Annotated in this window: 12 protein-coding genes; 2 read left to right on the plus strand and 10 right to left on the minus strand. The window is 52.3% G+C overall.

What is annotated here, in order from left to right; genetic code table 11:
- The first annotated feature begins 12 nt into the window (after nucleotides 1-12).
- Nucleotides 13-957: a Rossmann-fold NAD(P)-binding domain-containing protein gene (locus tag ACYU70_RS07900; protein WP_342295438.1), complete on the plus strand. Its 945-nt coding sequence runs from the start codon at nucleotides 13-15 to the stop codon at nucleotides 955-957.
- A 426-nt stretch (nucleotides 958-1383) separates the two neighbouring features.
- Nucleotides 1384-2622: a site-specific integrase gene (locus tag ACYU70_RS07905; RefSeq protein ID WP_342295439.1), complete on the plus strand. Its 1239-nt coding sequence runs from the start codon at nucleotides 1384-1386 to the stop codon at nucleotides 2620-2622.
- Nucleotides 2623-2632: 10 nt separating this feature from the next.
- Here ACYU70_RS07905 and ACYU70_RS07910 read toward each other — a convergent pair whose 3' ends face one another.
- The 10 genes from ACYU70_RS07910 to ACYU70_RS07955 form a co-directional block, all read right to left on the minus strand.
- Complete coding sequence (locus ACYU70_RS07910; protein WP_342295441.1) at nucleotides 2633-6610, minus strand: sacsin N-terminal ATP-binding-like domain-containing protein; 3978 nt, start codon at nucleotides 6608-6610, stop codon at nucleotides 2633-2635.
- A gap of 42 nt (nucleotides 6611-6652) precedes the next feature.
- Nucleotides 6653-8500, minus strand: coding sequence for a DUF262 domain-containing protein (locus ACYU70_RS07915; RefSeq protein WP_342295443.1), 1848 nt, complete (start codon nucleotides 8498-8500; stop codon nucleotides 6653-6655).
- A gap of 70 nt (nucleotides 8501-8570) precedes the next feature.
- Complete coding sequence (locus tag ACYU70_RS07920) at nucleotides 8571-9467, minus strand: hypothetical protein (RefSeq protein ID WP_342295445.1); 897 nt, start codon at nucleotides 9465-9467, stop codon at nucleotides 8571-8573.
- A 14-nt stretch (nucleotides 9468-9481) separates the two neighbouring features.
- Nucleotides 9482-14272, minus strand: a complete 4791-nt coding sequence (locus tag ACYU70_RS07925) for an Eco57I restriction-modification methylase domain-containing protein (protein ID WP_342295447.1) — start codon at nucleotides 14270-14272, stop codon at nucleotides 9482-9484.
- Between the two features lie 221 nt (nucleotides 14273-14493).
- Nucleotides 14494-17337: a helicase-related protein gene (locus ACYU70_RS07930; protein WP_342295448.1), complete on the minus strand. Its 2844-nt coding sequence runs from the start codon at nucleotides 17335-17337 to the stop codon at nucleotides 14494-14496.
- A 127-nt stretch (nucleotides 17338-17464) separates the two neighbouring features.
- Nucleotides 17465-22591: a DEAD/DEAH box helicase gene (locus tag ACYU70_RS07935; protein ID WP_342295449.1), complete on the minus strand. Its 5127-nt coding sequence runs from the start codon at nucleotides 22589-22591 to the stop codon at nucleotides 17465-17467.
- 289 nt (nucleotides 22592-22880) lie between these two features.
- Nucleotides 22881-23492, minus strand: coding sequence for a hypothetical protein (locus tag ACYU70_RS07940; protein ID WP_342295450.1), 612 nt, complete (start codon nucleotides 23490-23492; stop codon nucleotides 22881-22883).
- Nucleotides 23493-23724: 232 nt separating this feature from the next.
- Nucleotides 23725-24951, minus strand: coding sequence for a VapE domain-containing protein (locus ACYU70_RS07945; RefSeq protein WP_342295452.1), 1227 nt, complete (start codon nucleotides 24949-24951; stop codon nucleotides 23725-23727).
- A gap of 370 nt (nucleotides 24952-25321) precedes the next feature.
- A complete protein-coding gene (locus ACYU70_RS07950; protein ID WP_342295453.1) occupies nucleotides 25322-25648 on the minus strand; it encodes a helix-turn-helix domain-containing protein in 327 nt (108 codons plus the stop codon).
- A 75-nt stretch (nucleotides 25649-25723) separates the two neighbouring features.
- Entirely contained in the window at nucleotides 25724-26671 is a 948-nt protein-coding gene (locus ACYU70_RS07955; protein ID WP_342295455.1) for a hypothetical protein, read from the minus strand.
- Nucleotides 26672-26708: the final 37 nt, after the last annotated feature.

The raw sequence follows: 26708 nt of genomic DNA on the forward strand, positions 1-26708 counted from the left end.
CACTAAACTCCTATGAAAAACTTCACCTCCTTCGCTGATGCGGGCGACTACAAAGCCCTGTTGCAGCAAGCCTTGGATATCAAGGCCAACCCCTACGGCTACCAGCACATTGGGCGCAACAAAACCGTCGGGCTCATTTTCTTCAACCCCAGCCTGCGCACCCGGCTCAGCTCGGTGAAGGCGGCCTACAACCTGGGCGCGCAAGCCTGGGTGCTCAACGCCGGTGCCGACTCCTGGACGCTGGAAATGGCCGACGGCGCGGTGATGAACGGCGGCACCCAGGAACACATCAAGGACGCCATTGCGGTGATGAGCCAGTACTGCGACGTGCTGGGCGTGCGCACCTTCCCCACCCTCAAGGACAAGGCCGAGGACTACGGCGAAGTCGTGTTCAACAAGATTCTGCAATACGCCACCGTGCCCGTCATCAGCCTGGAAAGCGCCACGCTGCACCCCCTGCAGTCGTTCGCCGACCTCATCACGGTAGCCGAAACCAAGCAGAAGGAGCGCGTGAAAGTGGTGCTCACCTGGGCCCCGCACGTGCGCGCCTTGCCCCAGTGCGTGCCCAATTCCTTCTGCGATTGGTTTTCGGAAATCGACTGGATTGATTTCGTCATCACCCACCCCGAGGGCTACGAGCTGGAACCCAAATTCACCAAAGGCGCCCGCATCGAATACGACCAAAAGAAAGCTCTCGAAGGGGCCGACTACGTGCAGGCCAAAAACTGGAGCAGCTACCTCAATTACGGTCAGGTACTCGGGAACGACCCCTCTTGGATGCTCACCCCCGAGCACATGGCCCTCACCGACGGTGCCAAATTCCTGCACTGCCTGCCCGTGCGCCGCAACGTGGAGGTATCCGACGCCGTGCTCGACGCGCCTGGTTCGCTCATCATCCAGGAAGCCGGCAACCGCACTATTTCCATGCAAACCGTGCTGCACGAGCTGCTAAAGTAGCAGGAATGCCTCAGCAAGCGGTAGATATTGTGGAGAAAACGGTTCCCCGCTGCGCGGCAATCTGTTATTAGTCCAAGTAAAGGCCTATGGTTATTAGCTCAACGCTAATGGCTATGGGCCTTTTCGTATCGTTCCCACACGTAGGGAATCCCACACCCCCAAAGCAGCCGCAACTGGACCAACGCCAATGAAAAAGCCCCATCCTGTTTCCAGAATGGGGCTTTTTGCTGTGATCCCGCTGGAATCACATGATATTACTTCAATTTATCTATTAAACCTTCTCAGCAGGCCCTAAAACAACATTATCAGAAGCCGTTTATTATACTTTACCTCCTTTTATTTAAGTTCACGGTCCCACTAGCGGCCCCACTCAAATTTTTACTTACCTTTGATTAGCCCATCAAAAAAGCATGATATCCCCCACCCATGGCCTCTACAAAACTGGTTATCCGCAGCGACCGGAAAAACTTTGATAAGACTACGATTTACGTTCAGTACACTCATAAGAGCGCTAAAAAGAAATTTAGCACTGGTTTCAGTATTGAACCTGAACGCTGGAATAGTGCCGCAGGCAAACCGATTGGTAACACCAAAGAAATACAAGAGTTCTATACCCGGCTACAGGTTATCAAAGGGCGCATAGACAAGATTGCCCAAGCGGCTATCCTAGCTGGCGAGGATCCTTCTTTTGCCCTTGTCGAAGAACGGCTGAAAAAACTCCTTCCTTCCGCTGAACAGACGCCTGAATTGACAAAGTCGGAACAGCACATACAGAAAGACTTTCTCCAGCTGTTCGCAGAATATATTGACGCTACCAGTGCTTCCAAAGCGCACGGAACAGTCAAGCATTATAAGAGCACGTTAAATCATCTTAAAGCATACGCAGCAGCAAGAAGCCTTAATCTGACCTTAGCTCAGCTGGATACCAACTTTTACCACGATTGGGTGAAGTTTCTGACTAAGGAATTAGAGCTAACAAATGGCACCGCTAACAACCAAATCAAACGGGTCAAAGTGGTTATGAGCTATGCGCTAGACAAGGGCCTGACGGAAAATACCACATTCCGGAAGTTTAAGCTCCTAAAGCATACGGAAGCAGATATTACTTACCTAACTCAAAGTGAATTACAAACGCTCTTCGAGGCTGATTTGTCTACTAAGCCAAAATTATCCAAAGTGCGGGACCTGTTCGTCTTAGGGTGCACCACTGGCCTACGCCATTCTGATTTCAGTAAAATACATCCCGAAAGCATTGATAACGACCAACTCGTGTTACGTACTGTCAAAACTGGGGATTGGCTCCGAGTGGATCTGAACCAATACTCTCGCACTATCTTGGAGCGATATCCCGATGGGTTGCCAAAGTTATCCCAACAGAAGCTTAACGAGTATGTAAAAGAACTCGGCCAGTACTGCGGAATCGATAAATCAACGCTTGTGGTACACTATCAAGGCAGCAAACGGATTGAAAAGCGGGTACCGAAATATACCTTACTCTCTTCCCATACTGGACGGCGCACATTTGTGACCCAGAGTTTGGAGCGTGGTATGTCTCTGGAAGTAGTACAGAAGTTTACTACTCATAAGGATATCAAAACATTAATGCGCTATGCAAAGGTAGCCGATGAGCAGAAAAGACAGCAGATGGATAAAGCGTGGGGCTAGACGTTTATCACTAGGAAAGTATCAATTCAATTTTAGCAGGCAGAAGTTGACCTTTTTCAATTTGAATGCTGGGATGGTCAGTAACTATAACTGTAGGATCAGAATTTCCGGCACCTAGGACCCGATATATAGAATAATTTACTCCTTGGTCAAACATAACGCGCCACTCGGCGGGAGAAAGGTAGATACTGTCTTTGAGACGGGATGGTGTCCCTTTTACTTCCAGAAAACGTTCTTGTCCTTTCTGAATAACTTTGAAGTCATACGGCAGACTGCTCTCAGCGTGCTGGTTCATCCACTTTACGTTAGTAAACTCAGTTGAAGCGGCACACAGCATTTTATAAACTAGTTCTTCGCACCAGCGCCCGATGTTGAGCCGGACTTCCGGGTTGCTAATTGTACCGTAGGTGCCTTGCTGAGTGATGGTGGCTGCAGTTAAGGTTCGGTTACTAACACTAATCGAGGCCGGGTCAATTTCATCAGCTGAGACGCTGGGCTCAAAACTCTCATCTCCCCAATCAGAACTATCGGGCGATTCTTCAAAACCATTCGTATCGAGGCTGGTTTTGGGCTGCACCGAAGCAAGGCTCTCAGGGGTTGGCACAACTGGGGCTGATTCCGGACTAGTCGCTTTGGGTAACCAATCGAGGGCGGCGTTTAAATCAGCAGGCGCTACACCCACATCCTCCAACAGCCATTGTTCTATCTCAGCGCTTGGCAGTTCTAGAAGTAAGCGTAACTCATTATCAGTCTTCTTCACCTCTAGCAACGCGCTGAGCTCACGGAGTAGGTGGTACGCAGTGAGGGGACTACGCCAGTTACCTTTCAAGTAGAAACTGCTATCAGCACCACGGAAGATGGGTAAGGGCTGCCCATTGAACGTTTCGCCCCGGTACGTGAAGGAGAGACAAATGGAGGATGCCGAGTAGAAGGTAGTTGCTTCTACAATCTTATTCATGCGATTGAACTCGCCTTCGGCTGACTTATACTGCCGCTTGTGAATGATAAGTGCCAGATAGGGCAGAATCTGGAGCAGCTTGTTTTTAAGTGCAGGGTTGGGGCTGTGGTCCTTAATTTGAGGCGTAAACTCCCGGATGCACTGTATCTGCAACATTTCCAATAATTGGGCAAACTCGGGGGTGTCCGTCTGGCAGTTTTTTGGAATGTAGAGAGCTTTTAGGCTGCCCCCTGATACGGAATTAAATCCTTCCTCAGTAATCCATTTTAACTCCCCGGCCGGTTCGAAGCCACCGTTGGCGGCCAGCAAGCGGTTATTACCTGACCAGGTAAACAAGGCAGCTTTCTCAGTTGACGAAAACTGAGGCATTCGTGTGGCCAGTTGATTATAAACCAATCCAATCCGGCCACGCTCAGTGTCGCTTACTGCCCCATTTCGTTCAACAGAAGTTTTCGCAATACTTGCTAAGACTTTCAGATAGTCTTCTACCTCCAATTGCTGCCGAAACTTTAGGAGTGACTTCCAAACTTCGGGAATTGGCTCATCATAGTCGAAGACCGGTAGGTGTGCGCCAGCGACTTCAGCAATATCCTTACGGTTGGAGAATACATCAACTGCTTTGCGGCAGGTCTTCTGGCTGGTTGGAAAAACAGTGCAGTTTTCTAAGTACCAGTGCAGGTAGTTGGTTACCGCTTCTGCACTGCCATAATAACCCCACGGCATTCGGGCGTACTTTTTCGCGTCTGTGGGGTTGATATTGCTAAAAGCTTGTTCCCAAAAAAGCTTAGAAAATTGATAATTAACGGCGAATTGCGAAAACCTTATTTTATCAAGAATTACTATGTTATCAGCACCTATAAGGTGGGGATATCCATTGCTTTTCTTGGCTTGCTCTATCACTAAATCAAAGTATTCCGGCTCTATACCTTTAGTAACAATTTTCTTGCATCTAAAGCTTGACAAAGAGATATTTTCGCTTACACCAAGTTTGATAAGAAATGACTTCCATTCGCTGGTTAAGTCTTTTTCTTGCTTGTATTCGAAACCAACGAAGTCCCCCAACTTATTTCTTTCCTGGAGCTTAAGTACGGGCTCATACGCATCAGCCAGGTAGCATTCTTTGGCCGCAAGCATTTTGCCGTTTGAGCAGAGCAAGCGTAAGTCCTGTAGCTTTTCCAAGTGAATGGAAGTCAGCTTTCCTTTCTTGAATTGACTAAAAAGGTAACGAGTAAGCTGCTGATAGTTTTCAGGGGTAATGCACTTTTCAATGTTGCCGAGGATTTCGTTCTCTAGATAGGCTTCATCGGACGGCTCTTTGACTCCCAAAGACTCGAGCCAGCTTTTGAGGTCAGCGTGCTGGTTGAGTTTGGCATAGACGGTGGGATGGATAACAGTAACGGTCTGGCCAGATTCTGTTTTATAGGCAAGTGAGGGGAAGCAGATAGTAGCAGGTGCTTTTAGCTGCTGGTCGGAACTGTAAATGAATGGGATGAGCTTGAGCTTATGCTTCCACTCGCCGGTGGTGTCGTACTTGGTGGCTTTGCGAAAGAAGTATTCGAGCAGCGAATAGTTCTGGTCGAGCTGGTGACTGGCTGCAAACACATCAGAAAGAAAGAATTCTTCCAAGTTGCTGGCTTCAAACAGCGTAGCCCCGAGGGCCTGCAGCTTCTGGGGGCGTTGTAGGTCGACGTGAGCGAAAGATGAGGGGGAGAAATGGCTGCCTGTTTTGGCATTCATGAACTCTACCAGGGCTTCCTTCGAGATGAAAGCCTGACTCGCCAGGCCGGTATCGTCAATAACCACTTCGCTAACGCGGGCCAGCGTCTGGCTTTGGGTTGGAACGAAGGCGCACGTTGCAATTGCCTGCTTGGCTTTTTCGGTAAAGGCTATCTTTAACTCGTTGCCGGAGGTTGGAAATAGCGTCGGCAGCAAGTGTAGTACCTCGTATCGGTGCGGTGTCTGCGCAAGCTGAGCCAGCCAGGTGAATAGGTTGTCGGCTACCAGTCCCAAGAGCCACTGGTTCCATACCCGGTCTTCGTGTAGGCCTTCGCGGGCGGCACTAGTAAGGAAACTGCCATTCACCAGAAATGGAAAGCTGAAGTCGGCAACCTTGGTCGGAAGGTAGGTAAACAGCAAACTCTCCTCGGCGGTGAGTGCCCGAATGCGGCCGCTATCGACACGGGCCGCAAAAGCGAGTTCAGTATGGCTACAGTTGCGGAGCTTCGCCGGGGTTTTCTTATCGGCACGCAATGCCTTTTGCGTATCGGCATCAACTGGTAACTGGTCGAAGCGTTGCACTAGCCAATTGCTGGTGACTTTTCGGTCCTTCCACAGCGTTGTGGGCTGATAGGCGGAGGTAGCCGGCTCTACGGTTTTGGAAATCGTGTACTGTACCTGTCCTTGCCGGGCAACTTTGATTATATTGACTTGGCGCAAAAACAACAGAATCTGGCCATTGTGAAGCAATTCGGCTAATTCATGTTCAAGGGCTGCTGCATCGGGCAGTTGAATAGCTGTAGTGACATGATAGTCGCTGGTTTCAACAAAGCGACGAACCTCACTAGCTAGGGCGCTGGCTTCCGTCCAGATGGGAATGACTTGCCAGGGTAAGAGGGCGGTATGAAACTCCTTCTCAAAGCGAAAATGGTAACCATCGGAGAAAATGCCAACCCAATCAGACTTACCGAACACAGACTTAAAACCAATGCCTTTGTAGCCAGTTTTGGTGGGGTCATTCTTCTTACTGCTGGAACCAGCTCCAGTTATGGACTCTATATCGGTTACAGTGAAAGGAGACCCATTGTGCGAAACGAGAAGGTAGTTCTCAAAAAAGTCAAAGCGCACCTCGTTGCCGGCTTCGTGCGCGGCATCGTCTGCATTTTGTATTAGCTCAAAGACAAAGCGCTGGCTTTCGGTATAAATATCACTCGAAAGTGTTTCGAGCATATTAGCAGCCATTTCAGCCTGGTCAGGGTCGGTGTAAGTGGCCCGCTTTGTAAAGAGACTGTCGATAAACGCTTGCTTGCTCATGTTGAATAAGTGGTTAGGATGTAATCCAAATTTCCAATCAGGTTACTTCCAGATTATAGAAGCGATGTCAAACAACAGTTTATGTCGTTCCTCCAATTCATCCGGGCCAAAGGCAGGGAGAGGTTGGAATTTGAGTCCATATGTGCTCATCATATGCTGGAAATCCTTTTTCGACTTGTAGGCATCTTCGCGCAACGTCTCATTCCAATAGAGGGTATTGGCGTAGCTTTTGAGCTTCTTGGTGTACGACTCGTTATTGCTCGAAATATTGTCTTTGCCTTTTAATAGGAGAAGGCCACCGAGGCGGTTACGCTCACGCTCGAACACTTCTTCGTCATTACCGAAAAGGGCTTGGTTTGGGCGATTGTAGGAGAGAATGTGCTCGATGTGAAAGCCGTTAACCGAGCCAGTTTTGAGTACTAGGTCTTGGTAATTGTGCTTCATATTGACATTGGTATTGTCGGCGATGAAGCCATCGATGCGAGCGAAAAAATAGCGTTTGAAACGCCTGTTTAGCTCTATTCCAGTTTCCTTGAACAGGCCGTAGGAGAAGAGATTATCAGCTGGCGCACCGCGGTTGGTGCTGAGCAACTCGCGCAGCTCATCCTCGAAAGCAGGCCGGATGCTTGCTAGCGGCTGTTCCCTAATGCGTGCGCTGATGCGGAAGGTGGCCTGTGCCCAAGTATTGCTATCATAGCTCCGCTGGAGTTGCAGCATGCAAAACAATCGGTCTGTCTGATAAGAAACTTCCTTAATTTTAGCTGCCTCTTCAGGGTCGTTGCGACTGCAGGAAGACATCAGGAGCAAAAATTGCGAATCAATTTCGTTCAGGCTGTTGAAGAAGACGTATGGCTGCTGCTCATTATACTCTGTTGTGTATTCCAGCAATCGAGCAAATAGATTGGTGAAATACTGAAAATCTTTAAGGAGAAATTCGGTTACACCCTTGGGATTGTGGCTGAGCTTAAAGTATCGGTCAGCACCATCTTCAAACATGACCCGGTGGTAATCGTCCTGGCCATATTTTTTCGCCTCGCCGATGGTGTTTGCCAGCTTTGACCGTAGGTAATAGAAGAAGAATTCATCGATGGCATCTTCCCAAAAATCATTGATTTTGCCAACTTGGTCTTCCCACAGTTCATTCAATTCCAGGCGGTCCAACTCTTCTTTGTCAAGCTGGCCCAACAGTTTCCCTTTCAGGATTTCATAAGGCTTCAGGCGTACGCCACGGTCATTGATAACTTCAAAAACCATCGGTACATCTGTCTGGGCTACTTCCAAGTTGATGAGCACCAGGCGGCGGAGGAAGTAGAGCGTGAATAGCTCGAACTTGTGCTGGTTTTCTAAGCGCGGACGCAGCCACTTTTCTATTTCCTCGTAGTTGGCTACTAGGTTACGAGCTGTAATGCCCGAGCTTACATCAACCTTATCAAGAGGGGCACTTTTGTCATAGAGGGCTTTGAGGGTAGACAGGTGCGCCTCATGATTCATCCAGAAGGTAGTACTGAACCCTGACTGGCCAATGATTTTGTTACTCAGCCAATTCTGTAGCACCGATTTGTACTCGCCAGCTTGGTGATGGAGGTATATCAGAATAAGCGTGAGCGTGGTGAGACGCTGCTGGCCATCAACTACATAAAGTTTGTTATCAATCTTGTTTGTAACATAGGTATTGAGATAGTACCAAGCGTATTTACTAATCTCCTTTTCTAAATCATTTGATGTATTACCGTGACGCTTATACTCTTCGCTGAAGCGGTGATATACATCCTCAAGCAAACGTAGCACTGGCTCCTTTGTCCACTTGTACTGACGCTGATAGAAATCAATGTAGTAGGTTGTGTTAGAGAAAACCTTGTCAATATTTTGTTTATCGGGCGAAATGTCCATATAAGAAGCGAGTGGTTAGCAGAATGAAGGTGTTGACAGAAAAATGCTGGAAATGTATCAGATTGTGCAATTACTGGAAATCGTTTGGCGAAGCAAAAGAGTATATGTCAATGACTAGCCATGACGCTGTCAGTGGCAAATCTGTATTGCCAACTCCTGCAAGGCTTTCATAATCTGCCGGAGTTGGACGCTTAGCATTTTGTCTAAATCGAATTAATGGTGAGGAGGCATCCTCTCTCCATATACCAAACCGGTCCAGCGCCTGCTCGATAATTTGTCTTTGCCCGTCCGTACTGAATTCTCCTACTTGGCAGGTCAACCAGCTGACAAGCCATTCAGCTAAAGTCTGCCAATCATGAGTGAAAACATCATGAGGCTTCTCTCCCTTTAACTCTGCAGGTTCAGGTCCAAGCTGTTTTATGGTTTCCCTAGTGCTTTGTACACGAAATTCTGCTTTGGTTTCATCAGCATAAAGCACGAAGCTATGACCAGCAAGCCCTCTCGGCTGCAGTAATTGTCTCCGCTCCAACTTGGTACGGAAATTTTCATCCGTTTTTAATTGAAATAAGGCTGTCTTAGAAAATACACTGGGCCCGGCTGGCCCATCAATGGATAAAGGCCTGCTGAATATGTTGAGAGTTATGGCGAGGTCTGCACCGTAAGCGTCCGTGCCCCCATCATCGCCACTTTGTTTACCGCCTCTCTTGTGCAAAACAAACAGCTGTCGTCGCAAGTCATAAATTAGGCTCCTGGCTGTTTCGGGCCATTCAGGGCAAGTGCCATATCTAAGTTCCTCCGTCAGCCGATTGAGAAGCGCTAGTTCATCATGAGGTTGGCCACGTAACCAGCCGTGCAATGCCTTGTAAGCAGCACTTAAAGCAAACGCTACCATATGGTCAAGGCTTAGGTAGGGCTTGACTGAATGGCCTGTAACAATAGTGGAGGCAGTTTTAGGAAGAGTAGGCATACCGAGAAATGGAATTAGCGTTTGGCGGGGGCGACGCGGGAGTGCTGGCCCTGGCCGCGGGGAACTAGGTCGTTTTGGCGTATGAAGTTGAAGCCCCACTCCCACTCTTCGGAGCTGATGCCTAGTTTGCTTTCGTTCCAGGCGGTGGTGGACTCTTCGATGATGCGGGCGTCGGGCGGGGTGGTTTTGCCATCGAGGAGCAGGTCGTTCCAGGCGACGTAGAGGGTGGCGACGATTTCGGACTGGCGCATGGATAGCGGGCGCAGCAGGTCGAGCACGCGGTTGATTTCGGGTTGGTGCGGGGCCCAATAGCCGGGGAAGTACTTCTGGTGGCTGCCGGCTTTGGGGAGGCGATCGTAGCGGGCGCCACCACCGGGGATGGGCACGGCCTTGTACCACTTCTGCTGCTCGAACTGGCTGTCGAGGGAGCGGATTAGGGCGTTGTCGTAGGGGCCGGCGGCCTGGCGGTAGTAATGGGTGTCGAGGTCTACTTCGGGCAGGACGTGCAAGTCGAGCAGCACCATGGCTTTCATCAGCTTGACGTGGCCGAAGCCGGGGGAGCCATATAGCTGGTGGATTACTTCTCCGCCCAATACGGTGCGCTCGAAGGGCGCGGCGCGGCGCGAAGGGCGCGGCGAAGCAACGACGGGGGTGGCAGTTGCTAGCTCCTCATCGGGGAAAATATCGGAGAAGTCGATGACTTTGGCTGGCTTCTCTACCGCAGGCTTAGCAGAAGTGATTTCGAGATGCTGAGTTGCGGTAGTAAGGGCCAACTGGGGGACAGCTCCGGCTTTGCTCTTACGTACAGGCTTGGCGGCTTTGGTGGCCAGGGCCAGGGCAGCCTGCTCTTCTACTTCGCGGGCGTGGATTTCGTGGTTGAGCTGCAGGAGTCGGCGCAGCACCTCACGACGGGCGGCAGGCGAGATGGTATAGCGCACCCGGTCGTTTTCGGGCAGGTATTCCTGTTCGTGGAAGCCGTGTTCAAGGGCGAAGTCCGACCAGCCGTAGGCAGCAGCTACTGCTTCGTCAATCTGGCGGTGAAGCTCGCGTAAGTGCAAAACCCGCTCGTATAGGTCTACGACGTTAGAAAACTCAGGAAGCTTGGCAGCTTTGGTAATGTCTGTTAACGAAAGGTCGGAAGTGTGTAAGAGGTTATAGGTTTTAGTTAATCCGAGGTTCAGGTCTATCATAAGCTGACGACGGTGCTCGATATATATTTTGTTTAGTGACCGAAGAGCAACCCGATTCTCATCTGTGATATTCAAGAGAAAAGGGAAAGTTTCAAAGCCAGAAGTAGGAGTAAAACGCAAAGTAACCGAACCCATTGTTGAGCAATATTTCCAAAGCCAATTGTCAAAAAACGTGGAATTTAAAATCAGATTTTCTTCTTCTGATATGTCAGTCAATACAATTATAGAATCAGTAAAAACCAACCCCTCGGATTTTGGAAAAAACCCTAAGTATTTACAATACCTATTTATTACAAGTGCATGGCCATGTTTAGCTAGAGCAGAATAAAGACCTGGTCGTTTTTCGCTGTAAATCCACCATAACTGTGGAAGTGGTTTACGTAGGGCATACTCTCCATTCTCCCCTAGTCTAGTTCTTTCTGGCTTGACTTTTTCTTCAACGATAGATAAACAGTCGGGGTAATCAGAAGCCACTTCTAACTCGTAGTCCGGCGGAGCAATAGCCTCTGAACTTCCATCTTTTAACCGTTCCTCAATTCGTTGGCGCTCCTTGGCATCTAATTCATTCCACTCAGCATAATCATATCTGCGTAATGGCCAATTCCGAAAATTAATTACCCAACGACTGGGACTCTGGTCTGCATTATTATTTAAGTCATCTCCATTTATATAAGGTTGCAATACGTTAGCATTAGCATGATTACGTTTAATTAGAACGTCAACTTCTGCCTGAGTGAGTACAAACCCGCTGCCCAATACATATGAGCCAATAAAACTTTTGCCCGCGTTGTATCGAAGCTGTTGTGGACTACTTGCTGCCCTCTCACTATCTAAGTGATGAGTAATTTCTTCTACAACATTCTCGTCTAAAATAAAAGGGCCGTTCCAAGTACGCTTGACAATTGTAAGTAACGATACATCAACGGCTGCCTCTCCCGGCCATTTTATACTGCGCACAGCATGATTAATAGTGCCTCCTTGATTAATAATTACCTCTAAAGCGCCCACACGGGTATCCCCTTGTGAAATAGTTTTTGTTGAAATAAGCGACAAAAATGCTCCAGGCTTAAGTAGCGAAAATACTCTGCGGAAAAAATAGCCAACTAAATCGGCTGTCCCTCCCATTGGCGCATATTCTGAATAAAGCCAATGAAGCATTTGATGGCCATATTTGGTCGACAGTTTTAGGCCGCCCAAAAAGGGTGGATTGCCTATGATACAATCGAATCCCCCATTGACTTCCATCACATCAGGAAACTCTAGAAACCAATGGAAAAACCGCTTCTCAGTGGCTATTTCAGCAGCGTAAGCGGCGGCTGGGTCTTGGATGGCGTGCTTACCGGTGAGGTGGCGGCGGTAGGCAGCATCAGTGAGGACGTGGTCGGCAGTAGCGAGGGTTTTGGGGATGAAGAATGGCGCAACCTGCAGGTTGGCCAGCTGCTCGAGACGGTGGCGGGCTGCCCCGCGGGAGAGGCGCTGGTAGGCAGCTGCTTTGGCTTCGATTTCGGCGGTGGAGTGGTCGGGCATGCGGCGCACCTGCTCGGCGGCGCGGCCTAGGTTGGAGAGGTCGCCATTGGTGGCCTCGTGGAAAAGGTTGGTTTGGTTGGGGATGGCCTTCTCGGCTTTGTTGCGTTTGCGCAGGGCGGCAGAAGCGGCTTTATCGTCGTTAGGCAGGTTTTTGAAGGCTTCGTCGGCGATGCCGCGTTCCAGGTCTTCGGCGCGGGCCAGGCCCACGATGGCATTGCCGCAGCGAATGTGGTGGTCGAGGAAGTTGAGGGGTTCGCCGGGGTTGTGGGCTTCGAGCCAAAGGGCCACCTTGCATAGTTCGACGGCCAGAGGATTGTAGTCGACCCCGTAGATGCATTGGCTGATGACATCGCGCATGGCTTGCCGCTGGGCTGTGGGGCTGGGCTGGTCTTCCTGGGTACGGACGCGGGCTACTTCCACGGCCAAGCGGCGGGCGGCGGAAAGCAGCATGTGGCCGCTGCCACAGGCTACATCGCAGACGCGGATGGACAGTAGCGCGGCCGCCTGGGCCTGCGCCACCTCGCCCCCCAACCCTCGCTCCAAAAGTGAGGAGGAGCCAGAGGACTTGGTTAGGCCGGCTTTTTCCAGCACGGTGGCTTTGGCAGTGGTTAGCTTGTCGGCAATGACGTGCTCGAGGGAATGCCGGATGAGGGGCTGAACCAGTTGCTCGGGCGTGTAGTGCGAGCCGCTGGAAGCGCGGTCGGAGCCGGCTTGCAGGCTGTAGGACCAGCGGCCGGGGCCCTGGGTAATGACGGCGTTGTAGTCGAGCAGGCCTTCGTACACGGAGCCAAACTCTTCGACATCGAGGGCGCCGTAGTTAACGCGGGTGGTTTGGTTGGTGTTGGGGTTGCGGAATTCGTTGAGGGACTTAATGCAGCTAAGCAGCACATGGTTGGCGAGCTGGCACTCCGGGAGGCTGCCCACGGCGCGGGAGCTGAATAGCTCACCGGCCAGCGGCTTGATGCTGAGGGGAGCTCCCTGGCTTTCTCTCTCGAACAGGCGGAAGGTGCGCATGAGGCCCTGCCAGAGGTCGGCAAAGCGGGTGTCGTGGGATACGTGGGACTGCTCGCACAAGCGCCGCAGGCGGGCTAGGCTATAGTACTGCTGGTACACCTGTTCGTGAGCTTGCTGGGTGGCAGCGGCCTTGCGGGCGGCTTCGTCGGCGGGTTTGGGCAATGCCGGGAACAAGAGGTGGCGCTCTTCGGTAACCAGCAGGAACAGCAGCCGGTAGATGAGGCGCAGCAGGGCGTGATGGTACTCCTTAGGGCTGAGCTTTTCCTGCTCTATTAGCTCGCGCAGGGCCTCGTTGTCGGGGTGTTGCAGAAAGCCGGTGCCAAAAGCGTTGAGGCAATGGTACACGGCATTGCTGAGGCCTTCGCGGATGCGGGAGCCGGATTCCAGCGCTTCCTGGTGGTAGTGCTCGATGAGCGAGCTGGCGCCTTCGGCTTCGGCGGCCGGCATACGCGAGGCATGCAGAAGGCGGAAGAGCACGGCGAAGTCGGCGAAGTGGTCGTCGTCGAACATGCGCTCGAGGTCGAATTCCACGAAGCTGAGGCGCACTAGGCGGCTGCTGTCGCGCAGTAGGCGCAGGCGCAGGCCATTAGTGACCAAGCCGTAGAGGTGCTCGTGCAGGTTGATGTATTCCTGCACCAGGGCGTGAGGCGACAGACGCGGGCCACCGGTTTCGCGCTTTTTGTCAAGCGAATCCCGAAAGCCCATGATGTGCAGGGGCAGGTTGCCGCGGCTGGTATCGGCGTGGCTGATGGGGTAGGTTTTGTCGTCAATGCGCGGGGTGTCGCGCAGCAGCTCGGGGTTGTATCCGAGCAGGCCGAGTAAGGGCACCATCCAATAGCGGCGCGTTTCGGTGGTACCCGTTTTGTCGAGGGCCACGTTTTCCATCTGGCGCTTGAACATGCGCCATAAGCCCTGGGCATCGGTCCAGGCCCGGACTATTTCATCTTTTACCTTGGCGTTGGTGGGTAGGCCAAAATCGGTGGGACGCTGGCCGCTCAGGTCGGCGTTTTCGAGCTTGTCGAGAATGTCGGCCGAGAGGATGGACCCTTCGATGCGAATGGTAGGAAAGCGCATATGCTGGTGGTTCCGGCCGTGCCCCAAGAGACTTTAAGCACCTTCTTCAACGCATTGCGCTGGAGAGCAAGAGGTAGTTTAGCCTCCAGGGTGGTTAAAATGGGAGTTAGCGGGATTATTTCGAGTAATAGTAAGGGAGAGAAACAGGCTGCGGGCGCGGAAGTACAAAACACTAAAACCGAGCTAACTCTGGGAGCCTATGACAAGGTATTGGATGAACATTAGCCGCCTTGCAGCAAGGGTAGCAGAATGTAGAGGCCCATCACATCCATTGGCAAGACGGGCGTAACAATCTGGTAGCGGTTGCCTTTCACCATCTGGCTAAACCGGTCGTGGGCGGCCACCAGGTTTTCGGCGCGCTCTTCGGCTACGTGGTTGAAGGCCGTTTCCAGGTCAGATAGGCGGTCGAGCTCCCGGGTGAGGAAATTGGCGTGCGCCTCCGGGGAGCTGGGGTCGCGGCCGGCAATGGCTTCGAAGAGGAGGTCGCGGGCTTCGTCGTGCGTGAGAAAATTGGCATCGGAAGGGCTGCCCCGGTAACCCCACAGCAGCATTTCTTCGGCTACCAGCTGGCGGCGCGTGGCCCGCTCGGCAATGACGTTGCGGACGCGGAACAGCAGCAAGGTGGTTTTGACGGTTACAGAACCGGTGCGCAATACGGCGGCGCGAGCGGGAGCTTTGCCTTTGCGGTACACAGCATTGGCCAGCATTGACTGGCACAGCTGCTCGACAAACGGATGGTTACGACCCAAGTAATGGTGTCCGGAGGGCGTAGGCGACACAAAGCTTACGGGCACGGCCGTTTGGCCAGGAAAGTACACCTGCAGTTCGACGGGTAGGTTGGTGGTGTAGAGCGTGTAACCCTTGCCCTCACCGGTGCGGGTTGCGTGGGGAGTAATCTGGGCTCCTAGCAGGGCCGGCAGGGCCTGGGTGACGAAGGCTTCGACGGCGGCGGGGTTGCCGATGGCCTCATCGGCCAGGCGCAGGTCGTCGGCTACCTCGTCGGGCTTGATGGCATTCTGCGCAAAAATGGAACGGGACTTTTTCTCGAGCTCAACGGCGGCTTTGTATTCGCTGTCTACCTTCTGCTCTTGGCGACGCACTACGTCGGACTCGCCGAAGTCGATGCCGAGCTGCACGGCAGTGGGCGAAGCCGGCTGGGGGTTGAGTAGCACAGCGGTGAGCACGGCGTCCATCACCGTCTTGCTGTCTTCGGGGAAAGGTACCGTGATGCCGGTAGCCTTCCGGATTTCCCGGACTTTTTGCAGGATGACACGCAGCACAACGCCGTCGATGGGGTTGTCCTTGCCATACAGCAAATAGGCCTTCACGCGGGGAGCAGCCTGGCCATAGCGGTCGACGCGGCCTTCGCGTTGTTCAAGGCGGTTGGGGTTCCAGGGCAGGTCGTAGTGCAGGACTGCGGAAAACAAGTGCTGCAGGTTGATGCCTTCGCTCAGGCAGTCGGTGGCCACCAGTACACGCAGAGGAGCATCGGCCATGTCGGCAATGCGCAGGCGGCGCACTTCGTCGGGGTCTTCGCTGGTGACGGTTTCGACGCGCACCGGCAGGCGGTCGACCTTGCTGAGGTGCTTTTGAAGAATATCACCCAAGTACTTGGCGGTGGCGATATAGCGGCAGAAAATGACCGGGTGAAAGCCTTCGCGCAACCACTGGGTGATGAGCGTGACGGTTTCGGCAGCCTTCTGGTCTTTGGCGATGCCATGCAGGCCTTCGAGCTTTTCGACCAGCTCCCGCAGCTTGACCTGCTGCGAACTGGTGAAGTCGGTGCGGCTGATGACTTGCGTAGGGGTGTAATCTCCTTCGAAGCCGAAGTCGGAGTCCAGCACAGGGTTAGCTTGGTCGGCGGCCAAGTCGGCATCGGGTACCGTGGTGGCTTCAGATTCGACAGCGGCTGGACGCTCGTTTCGTTGGCGGTTACGCAGCATTTCAACGCCGGCCGCAGGGCTGGACATTACGCCACGTAGCAGGGCAAGAGCAGTCCAGTAATGGAATTTCTGTTGGCCACCACCGAGGCCCTGCGCTGACTTGGTGAGGTGACGGGCCAGCTCCAGAACGGCGATATACACCTCGCGGTAGGCCGGTGCCAGCGAGTAGCTGCGCTCGTCGGGCTCGCGGGTCGGGAATGGGGTGTCCTCACCCAACCATTGCTCCACGTCGGCGCGACGACGCTGCACGAAATGGCGGGCTAGCTCTTCACGCTGAGGTTTGGTGGCATTGGGAATGTCGAGCGTTTCGAAAGAAGACTTTACCAAGCCTAACAGGGAGCTAAATTCTTCGGCTTTGCCGCTGTGGGGCGTAGCAGTGAGCAGGAGCAAATGCTGCTTGGGATTAGCTGCCAGCTTATGCAGCAGGTGGTAGCGCTGCTGTTGGCTTTTTTGCGCGCCGGCGGGCTTGGTAGCAGTGTGAGCCTCATCGACAATCACGAACTCGGGGCACTCGCGCAGAAACACATCCCGGCGGTCGCCCTTGATGTAGTCGATGGAAATGACCTGATAAGGGTAATGCTGATATACGCTGGTGACGTGGCCAGGCACTTCGCGGTCGAGCCGGGCCTGGGTGTTGGAGCGGATAATGACGGCTTCAATGCCCGCTTTGTCGCGTAGCTCGGCCTGCCACTGCTCGCACAAGTGCGGGAGGCAGATGACGGCAAACCGGTCAATCTCGCGGCGCTCCAGCAGCTCTTTTAGAATCAGAATGGCTTCGACGGTTTTACCAACGCCCACGTCGTCAGCTACGAGTAGGCGCACCGGGTCGGGGCCCTGGCGCAGCGCCATGATGAGGGGCACCATCTGGTAAGGCCGGGGCCGGAAGGACAGCTTGGCCAGGGACCTAAACGGTCCCGCTCCGCTGCGAAACGAAAGCCGGGCGGCGTTGTAGAGTAAGCGGGCCGAGGCGAAGTCGCCGAGGTCGGCGGGGACGGGCTTGGGGAATTCGGCAGAAGTTGGTTTGTCTTCGGCGAAGGCTAGTGGCAGGTAGATGCCAGTAGTTTCTTCTTCGCTGCCACCCAAGGGGCGGATGAGCAGCAAATCAGCGTCGGGAGAGGGCATAACGACCCAATCACGGTGGCGAACATGAACGAGGGAACCTGGAGCGTAGCTCATAGCAGAAAAAGGAAGGAACTATAAAGGCTGGGTGGACCGGTGTGCCGGGGTTGCTGGGTGATATGCAGCGGGTTTAGCTGACGGCAAAGAAGATGTCCGGACGCTTAGCAGTTAGCTCCTCCAGAGATTCGGAATAGTGGTAGACAAAGACTTCCTCTCCCCTATTTTCAATGGCTTCGCGCTGCAATTTGTCATGGGCCTTTTGGCCGGGCTCATCGTGGGGCGTTCCATCGCAGAATACCCAAATGCCGGGTTCATAATAGAAGTCAGGCTGACAATAGATGCCCTCGACCCGATGCTGGGCTTTGTCGGGTAAGCGAAGCTTGTTCTTTTTGAGGTAATCCAAGAATTTACGTTCCGTGCTAGAACTCTTGTCGTGGGCCTGCCAGAGATGCTCAAACTGCTGCTCGTAGCTATCGAAATCGGAATTGGTGAGCAGGTGGATATCGGCGGCGATGAGCTTTTCTAGCGCGTCACGGATATCGAAACGATTGATAAGCAAGTGGTCGCGCTGATTGTAGTAACTCAGCAGGTCGTTGTAGGAAGCAGGTTCTTTGTAGGAATCGTCATCAAATCGGCAGAGTCGATAGGCTTCCACCATTACCTGATGGAAAACGTCTTTGTCGTGGACGAACTGCGATAAAACACCCAAGCTGCCCTCGGCGCTTTCATACAGGAAGATGTTGCGGCCCTCCCCCATCAACGTGACGCCGATTTCGTTAGACTCGACCTGGAACACATTTTCGATGGCCCGCTTGATGGCGTACTGGAGCGTAACTACGCCATTATCGTTCAGGGCCAGGGCGGCTACTGGCTCCAGGTACAGCGCGTCGGCAGTGTCGGTGGTGAAGAGCTGAATGCGGCGGGGCACCGGCTGCCCGGGGTTAGCAGCCGGGTTAGGCATTTGGGCGGCCGTTTCGCGCATCCACTGACCGAAAACCATATCGACCAGGAAACCCTGCTCCCGAGCTGAACGCCACTTCCGGTTAACCTGAACCAGCTGAGCGGAGGGAATGTAGCGAATGTGTAGGAAGGGGTCTTCAGCGGCGCGTGCTTCGGCCCGCACTACGGTGTGCATGCCGCCGGGCACGTTGAAGTATGTTTCTATCTGGAAGCCTTCGGAACGGCGCTCTTCTTCCTCACAGGAAATGCGTTCAATCTCCTCGCAACGGGTTTCGGTCATCTCCACCAGCACCTCGCCGAACTCCTCCTTCGAGCTGTTATTATCGAGCGGAGTGTTGCTGAACGGGCAGACGTTGCGGGTCAACTCGGCACCGGTGAGGAAATAGCCGGCGGCCCGGCTTACCCGAGCGGACTGTAAGCTTTGCTCCAAGTTCGAAATCTGGAGCTGGTCGATGCGGAACTTGTTGCCGTTGTGGTAGACAATGTTGCGGGGGCCAAATTCGCGCAAGGCCACGAAACGAGGCCGGGAGATGAATTCACCGTCGAAGTCACCTTTGGGTAAGAAGGTGCGGATGGGTAGACGAGTGAAATTGTATCCGGGCAAGAACCCTTCGGAGGCCAGGTAGCGGAATGGATAAAACTCCGAAGCCGCATTGGTTTGGCGGCCCAAGTCATTCCGCAATAAGTCGCGCTGCTTGGTGGCTTGACGCTCGAGGCGGAAAGCGCGCTTGCGCTCGGGGGTGTTGTCTTTGTAAATGTTCTGGCTGATGATGTTTTGTGCGTCGCGCAACTGCAATTCGGCAGCCTGGTACAGCCGGCGCCACCGGTTGAGTGCCCGATTGAGGTTGCTGGGCACCTGGTCGATATGCAGGTCAATCCACGAGAGAGAATACTTGGCATGAACAGCCACTGGCAGCCGCTGAACGATGCGCTGAAAGGCCGTTCTAATCCGCAATTTGGACGCATCGGCAGCCTCCATAGATGCTTTGACTGCTTCTTTAATAGGCAGTTCCGGGTTAGACATTTCGATAACATCCGTCAGCGAGTTTTCAAATGCCTGGGCCCCTACTTCCGCCAAGTAAAGGGCGTTGAGGTGGGATATGAGCAGTTCTTCCTGCGTGAGGTCGAGGCGCGGTGGGGCGACTTGGCCGGCCACCATTTCAGTAGACCGGGCAAAATAATGCCGGTCGTGAGGTGAATAGAAAGAACAGTATGTGACGACTAAGGCAGCTTGCCCGCTCCGGCCGGCCCGCCCGCTGCGCTGGGTATAGTTGGCCGGATTTGGGGGCACGTTGCGCATATGCACAACATTCAGTGACGAGATATCAATACCCAACTCCATGGTAGGGCTGCAATAAAGGGCGCTAATATCCCCGGCACGGAACTTAGTTTCACGGTCCTGGCGCTGTTCGGTATTGAGCTGGCCGGTGTGCTCTGAGCCAATCAACTGCTTTTGGGCGCTGAAATTGGTCTGGTAGAGGTCGCGAAAGAACTCGCTCGGATGAGGGGCGCTGGCTTCCTTGTAGCTATACAAGCGCACTTCGTCACGGCGAGGCGTACCAGCCGCTACCTGCCAAAGCAATTGGTCGGCGCGCAATTGGTAGACATAAATGGCATCGCCGTGGTCGTCCTTTCCTACTGATGTTGGTTGCAGCCAGCCAGCTTCGCAAAACTTATCAAACAGGGCTTTAGCTATCTCATTGTAGGAAGCAGCCTTCATGTCAAGGCCTTCACAATGATTCCCAACAATTCTATTGAGGTACTTACCAACAGCGCTTTGACGGCCGGCGCTTACGGTGAAAAAGCGGCCGCCGGCGGGCGGTGGCGTAATGCACATGTAGGCCGGCTCCTCCATTTCGTCCTTTTCGATGCGATATGGATTCTTCAGCTTTTCGCGAATGACCGTACCCTTACTGCGCATGCTGTCGGGCGTGAGGTATTCGTCGCTATAGAGGGCGTAGGAGCTACGGAAATAATCCAGAAGCTGCCGCGTTACCTTCTCGCGTTGTTTGGGTTTGAGTTGATTAAAGATGGGCGTATCCTGCCAAGCTGCATCATCAGCACAGTTTTCCTCAACATACCCATACTCAATTTGGAGTAGCCCGCTCTGCTCTAGGTTCGGCATTATGACCCGCCAGGAACGGCGTAGGTCGTAAAGCGCACGGTACATCAGGAAATCTTTCAGTGCTTCCTGGTAGCCTTTAATCTGGGCCGCGAACGTGGGCACGATGTCTGAATTGACGTAAGCGCTAGCGGGCAGGGCCAATGCTTTGAAAATAGCATCTGGCAACTGGCTATGACTTAGTTGAGCCGATGGCTCCTGCGCTACGGCACGGTAGATACCTGCACGAAGCTGGGCTACCTGCACAAAATCGTTGAAGTGCCCTGACTGCAGGGCGGCATCTTGCCGGTTGTCAGTAAAGCTCAATAGCTTTCGTTCGGCCGGCGTTTTTACGACAGCCCCCAAATTTTGGAGCAGGGCATAAGATAGTACCGTCGTGGAAGTGCTACGGCCCTCGCTGCCTAGATTGGTAAGTTTGGTCCCCTCATTGGTTTTAGGGTCGTAGAAAGTACCACTGGTTGGGTCGAAAAGTAGCTTTTCTGACATAAACCACCCTTCCAGAGGCAGATGGGGAGCAGGATTTGTGGAGTAGTTGCCGGCTTCATCGCACCACAGCTTGAGCGGCATTCGGTCCTGGTATTTCTTCTCGACTACGATAGTATCATCCTTGCGGCGCTTCCACCAAGCACTAGGCAGCTCTTCGGTATCTCTGATGGGGTCCCAAATGTCAGCACCCAACAACAAGTAGCCGGGTTTGGCACCTTGGTCGCCCGCTGGCTTCTGGCGAAACTCCCGGGGGTCGAGCCTAGATACACCCTGCCGAAGGGTAACGCAGATGAATTCGTGGCCAGATTGCCGGCTAAATACCACTGGATAGATGGGCTTCAGCTCCTGCGTGGTGGGGTCGGCACGGCGTACTCCGGGTTCCAGAGTGATGATGCGGTCCGGTCCGGGAGTTAGGCTAACGTAGACTGAGCCCGTCTGGGAGATGAACTGATGCAGCTTGAACGGGAGATAAGTACCCCGCTCTTCCCGGGCTTGCCGGGCGGTATTTACGTTGTTAATCCAATCCAGAACCTCTACGAGGCGGCTTTCACAGATACTGCGAGAGACGTTCGTTTCATCGTGCAATTGGGTAATAATTGTCTCCAAGCTGGAAGGCTTGTTGCGTACCCAAACACCTTCTTGTTTGGCGAGTGCCACGCGGCCTTCTAACCACGTTGCTAATGGATGCAAGCGCAGATTTTCCTCCTGGCCATCTGGTGTGATTGGGGTTTGCAGTGAATCCGCTAACTCGCTGGCTGTACTTTCCTTTACCAGCGTGCTGAGAGAGGGCACTAGCTGCTCCATCACCACATCAGCTTCTGAGTAAGCAGTACCGAATATCTGTTCAGCGACTTCGGCCACTTTGGTTCGCTGCTCGAGAAGCGTGAGGTTGTCGCCCGAAACCATGGTAGCTGACGTACCAATGCAAATCAGTGGGTTCTGCGCATGAGCATGCAGGCGACGAATCAGCAGGGATACATCGGCCCCTTGGCGCCCACGGTAGGTGTGCAATTCGTCAAAAACCAGGTAGCGAAGGTTACGGTAGAGGTTTTCGCGCATGGGCTGTTCCTGCGACCTTGTCAGCAGCAGCTCCAGCATCATGTAGTTAGTAAGCAGAATGTGCGGCTGCTCTTTGCGGATGCTTTCTTTATCGTCCGTCTTCTCCTGGCCAGTGTATTGCGCGAAGTTGATGGGAAAAGGGTTGCCCGTCTGCTCAGTATACTGTTTGGCGTAACGCTTAATTTCCTCGTGCTGGGAATTGATAAGCGCGTTCATCGGGTACACGATGATAGCTCGAATACCTGGCTCCGTGGGTGGGTTTTTCAACAAGTCGTTGAAAATGGTAGCCATGTAGGTCAGAGACTTTCCGGAACCCGTGCCGGAGGTCACGATGAATCCTTTGCCCGCGCTACCCCGCTTGATAGCCTGCACCTGGTGTTCATAGAGCGAGTAGTCATGAAAGACTTTCGCCATGGCCGGGTGTAATGTACCCTCGTCACAGAGCGAAGAAATTGATTGTCCCGGTTTAAACGCCGGGTTAAATTGTAGCAGCGGCTCTGGCCACAGCTTATTCTCAGATAGCGCAGCCGTGACCTGGTTGCGGATTGCCTCATCCTTAATATTAATGAAGCCTTTGATATAGGCTTGATATTCAGATATTAATTTTTTATGAAGCGTAAAAACATTCATGATACTTGGTAGAACCTGTATTTACAATGGAAAAGAGAGGGACAATATAAAACAATAATGTGGAAGGAATTTTGAAAACTTCTCAATACAAAATCAATATTCCTTATATTATTAATATTCTTCATCTTAAAGGACATCATGTTATGGAATACAGATTATGGAATACAGAAGGCCACCTAGCTATCGCTAGGCGGCCTTCGTTATGTTACCGTTAAGTGTTACCAACTGTTACATGCGTAACGATTCAAGACATAACCGTGACAAAAGCCGTTACTGTAACAGCATTAGTTCATCCCAACAGGCGTTCCTGCAATTGTCTTCTCCATTTCTTTGTCAGCTCGTACTGGCTGGTATGGCTAAGCCAGCCATCTTGCGCATCTTGATGCGTTTCTTGGATTATTATGATAATCTCACGCAAATCCTTCTGACACTTTTGGGCAATGCTACCGGCCTGGGTCAACTGAGGATGGAGCTTATAACTTTCATAAGCGTCCATACTCGTTCTAAGCATTTGCCTCAATTGGCGTGACTGAAGGCGCTGCTGTTCTTTTTGCAAGAAGGATTCTACCACTTTCACGTAATACCCCTGCAGCTGTTTAGCCAATGCCGCTTCGTTGGAGCGCTTTTGCTCGGCAGCATCCTCATAGTCTTCTGGCTCATCCCTTCGGTTCAGGTAATCGCGTTCGGTGCTGGTAATAGGCTGCTTCCTTAGCCAAGGCAAATCCAACGGGGCATCGTGCCCAGTAGATAGCCCATTGCCCTCTTCGTTGGGTTCCTGAATATCTTCATTTTGACGTTGGCGGTGAAGTCTTACCCGGCAGGCATCGCTACAGGTGGTTTTATCGGCGCGGCCATACAGCGGAGAGTCGCAGATGACGCAGGTTTTTGCTGGGGTTTTCATAAGGCAGAGATTTTAAAGTTGCATGGTTGGAGAAGTGCTGTGTTGGCAATTCCAATGATTTCATCGGTTCTTCCCGTGCCAGCCGTGCCATAGCTTGGATAGCGCGTTTGCCCCAATCCTAGGTCTGGGTTAGCACATGACACACATGCCATCCACCGCCGTAAAAGGGCATAAGGATTAGCGTGCGCTAATGGCACGGCTGTCACGAGAAGAAATAAGGGTATTCGCCGGACTATGGCAGAACCGAGGAGGATGCGCGAGCCCACTCGGCCTGCATCAGTTCCTCCACGTGGTATCCCCCAACGCGGAGATCTTTACCAAAGCGCTGGACTTTTCGGGGCATCCCCAGTCGAGTTAGTGCTTCACCCAGAGCCTTATTCTGAAGGGTACGCGTAGTTGAGCGTGCTTGCAGATGGTCTTTAATCTGCGCCAGGGTGAGGAAAGTATCGCCCGGCTTGAAGTGGGCAGCAACCAAATCGTATTCCGGCGTATCGTGCTGAAATTGACGATTCCGGGTGTGCACCACTTCCAGCTCGCTTTCGTCAAACCAATACTGGTAATCATTTTTCCAGAGTTGGTAAGCCTCACGCCACACCCCATCAATATCGACCTGCTTAGCCGCTTTGATATCAATGGCCTCTACCTCGAATGGCAGGAAGCGCCGTGAGCCAGTTGGGTCCGTCAGAAAATCGGCCCCATTTACACTGCCCATAAATGAAGCACGGCGTGGCAACTCTGCAATCAGCCGAGCATACGGCCGGCGCACTTTCACAGAGGGCTGCGTAATCAGCGTTTTGAGCGAGTTCTCATCCTGCTTGTTCAACGTGCGCAACTGATCGTCGATGTTGATAAACAGGTACTCCGACAACAAGAGCTGAGTGTCCTTACTTTCAACATGGATTTTCCCAGTGAACAAGTACTGTTTGGCTAAAACCGGTGGGCATATCAGTTCTAGAAATGTGGTTTTGAATTGGCCCTGTCCACCAGTAAGCACCAGACATGTATGGTTTTGGCAGCCGTTATCAGTCAAGGCATTAGCCGCCACAGCCACAAGCCACTTGGTTAAGTAATTAGCGAATACGGCAGGGTCCGCAACCGTTACCGTAGCTGCCAATTGAGCAATAAAACCGGTTGCTGGAGCCGGCCCTAGGCTAGTAAAATACTGGTGTAACGGGTCCACGCGAGGAGTGAATTCGGAAGCCAGCAGCCGATATAGCGAATCGGGGCGCATCGGGCACCCGTTGTGCGTCAATTCGCGGCTGATGCTGTTGAGCCGGTAATCGTCCAGCAGTTGAAAAGGAGTGGCGTCGCCGCTAGAACGCCACTCAACCACTTCTTTCACGACATTAAACCGCACCTCGAATCGTTTTTTCAAGTAACCTTCGACAGCTAACAGCTTTTGATCGCCTTCTACCGAGTTTTGCGGCGGGACAGATGATGAGGAAGTGGGCTTTTTCATAGGACCAAATCCTTCATTGGTACCATATCAGCGATTCGGCCATAATTAGGATTGGCTTTTCCTATGGCTCGGTCCTTCTGAACCAGTATCCAAACTCCATCTAGCTCCGAATCCTGCTGATAGAGGAAGCGAGTACTCGTTTCAGCGCCCAACCAGAAACTAGGCTGCTGCTGTTTGGCTTCAGCCTCATTTGCTGAAATACCATCCATGATTTCACTTGACAACCGCAGGATGGAGCGAAGGCACTTGAGCACATAGCAGAGTCTTTCCGATGCGATAGATGAGCGTGATTTCCTTTGGCTCTCCGCCTCCCAGCTATTCAGCCGATTGATTAGGTGCAGAACCCAGCGGTTTAGTGTTATCAGCTGATTTAGCATGATGACTTCCCCCCTTTCTGCTTTGAGGTCTCCAAATACGCAACTAATTCGCTGCGTTTGTAGAGTACCCGCTTATCCGACGAATTCAACGCCGTGATGCGACCTTCTCGGCGCAACTTGTTTAAAGTTGGCTTGGAGAGATGGATAAAATCCAGCGCTTGCTGGGTGGTAAGGTATTCGACCTCTCCACGTTTTTGCCCTTTGCCTACGGCATCAAGCATGAGGGTGATTTTTTCGTCAAAGATGCTGTCTAACATTCCACGCAACTGCGGGACGGTTAACAGGACCATTGACGTTTCGGAAAAGGGTAGATTTCCCATGGCACTATAGGGTTTAAGTATAGGCCAAAATAAAGACCGCGTTAAAGCGGCGGTAAGTAGTCTTTAATGAAAATTTTACTCTGCTTTCCCATGCTGTACCGCACCTCGTAATGCAAAAGGGAATTCCAACGCACTTATATCCACATTTGGTATTAATGTTAAAATGTAGTCAAGAGCATCAGCCTTATTATCCCTAGAATATATAAAATAATTGGGCCGATTAGATAGCGAAGATTTTATATATAGCTCGACTGTTCTAGAACCCAAACCCGTTTTTTCCACGATGTATTCCCTCTGAGTGTCACTTGCAGCCTCCTGGCTGAGAGGAGGCGCTAAACCGGATTTAATGAGGATAAGATAAGCCAGGGTTTTAACCTTGCCCGTAACCCGAGTAGTACCACTTCCTTTTTTCTTCGCATTTAGTAATTGAGTCTTTACCTGTTTGCTTTCTTTACTGAGCCAGTCAAGACAAAATTGCAGCAGGTCGTAGCTGATTTCCCATGCGTCAACTAGCCCACGTTGAACATCGGCTTGGTCTTGGCAGACTTGCCAAGCATTTTCCGCGATTGCTTTCTTGCCGCTCATGTTCTGGGAAGCGTAAATCTTTTCGTCTAGGTCTGCCTGTTCAGCTTCCAGAATGGGGCGTAGGTAAGCAGCAAATTTGTACTGTGTGGAACTGTCAAGCCGGGCGTAATGAAAATTGAGTAATTGCCGACAATAGGTTTTGGAAGGGTTGACCATTCCAGTGTGGTATTCATAGTCCCCTCCACGTAACAGCCGTTGGAGGAGCATAGAATCCCATACTTCCGCCTTAGCGGGCGTGTTCTTCCCCTTCTTATCACGCACCATATACAGTGGAAAAGCCAAAGGATTATCTAGTTCCCCGACCGGCCGCGGCAGAACTCGCCTTTGATAACCACTACTCCCTACTTCCAACTTTGCCTCTGGCACCGAGTCGTCACTTACCCAAACTTTAGCTGATTCTTGAATAAAGACAAAAGGGTGTTTACAGCGACTGGCCATATTTTGCTTGCTTTATCTTACCTGACTTTACCACGAA

The sequence above is a fragment of the Hymenobacter segetis genome (assembly GCF_054776495.1).

Excerpts from the sequence above, each read along its gene's own strand:
- ACYU70_RS07900 (WP_342295438.1), top strand. The coding sequence starts at position 13 with ATGAAAAACTTCACCTCCTTCGCTGATGCGGGCGACTACAAAGCCCTG.
- ACYU70_RS07905 (WP_342295439.1), top strand. The coding sequence starts at position 1,384 with ATGGCCTCTACAAAACTGGTTATCCGCAGCGACCGGAAAAACTTTGAT.
- ACYU70_RS07910 (WP_342295441.1), bottom strand. The coding sequence starts at position 6,610 with ATGAGCAAGCAAGCGTTTATCGACAGTCTCTTTACAAAGCGGGCCACT.
- ACYU70_RS07915 (WP_342295443.1), bottom strand. The coding sequence starts at position 8,500 with ATGGACATTTCGCCCGATAAACAAAATATTGACAAGGTTTTCTCTAAC.
- ACYU70_RS07920 (WP_342295445.1), bottom strand. The coding sequence starts at position 9,467 with ATGCCTACTCTTCCTAAAACTGCCTCCACTATTGTTACAGGCCATTCA.
- ACYU70_RS07925 (WP_342295447.1), bottom strand. The coding sequence starts at position 14,272 with ATGCGCTTTCCTACCATTCGCATCGAAGGGTCCATCCTCTCGGCCGAC.
- ACYU70_RS07930 (WP_342295448.1), bottom strand. The coding sequence starts at position 17,337 with ATGCCCTCTCCCGACGCTGATTTGCTGCTCATCCGCCCCTTGGGTGGC.
- ACYU70_RS07935 (WP_342295449.1), bottom strand. The coding sequence starts at position 22,591 with ATGAATGTTTTTACGCTTCATAAAAAATTAATATCTGAATATCAAGCC.
- ACYU70_RS07940 (WP_342295450.1), bottom strand. The coding sequence starts at position 23,492 with ATGAAAACCCCAGCAAAAACCTGCGTCATCTGCGACTCTCCGCTGTAT.
- ACYU70_RS07945 (WP_342295452.1), bottom strand. The coding sequence starts at position 24,951 with ATGAAAAAGCCCACTTCCTCATCATCTGTCCCGCCGCAAAACTCGGTA.
- ACYU70_RS07950 (WP_342295453.1), bottom strand. The coding sequence starts at position 25,648 with ATGGGAAATCTACCCTTTTCCGAAACGTCAATGGTCCTGTTAACCGTC.
- ACYU70_RS07955 (WP_342295455.1), bottom strand. The coding sequence starts at position 26,671 with ATGGCCAGTCGCTGTAAACACCCTTTTGTCTTTATTCAAGAATCAGCT.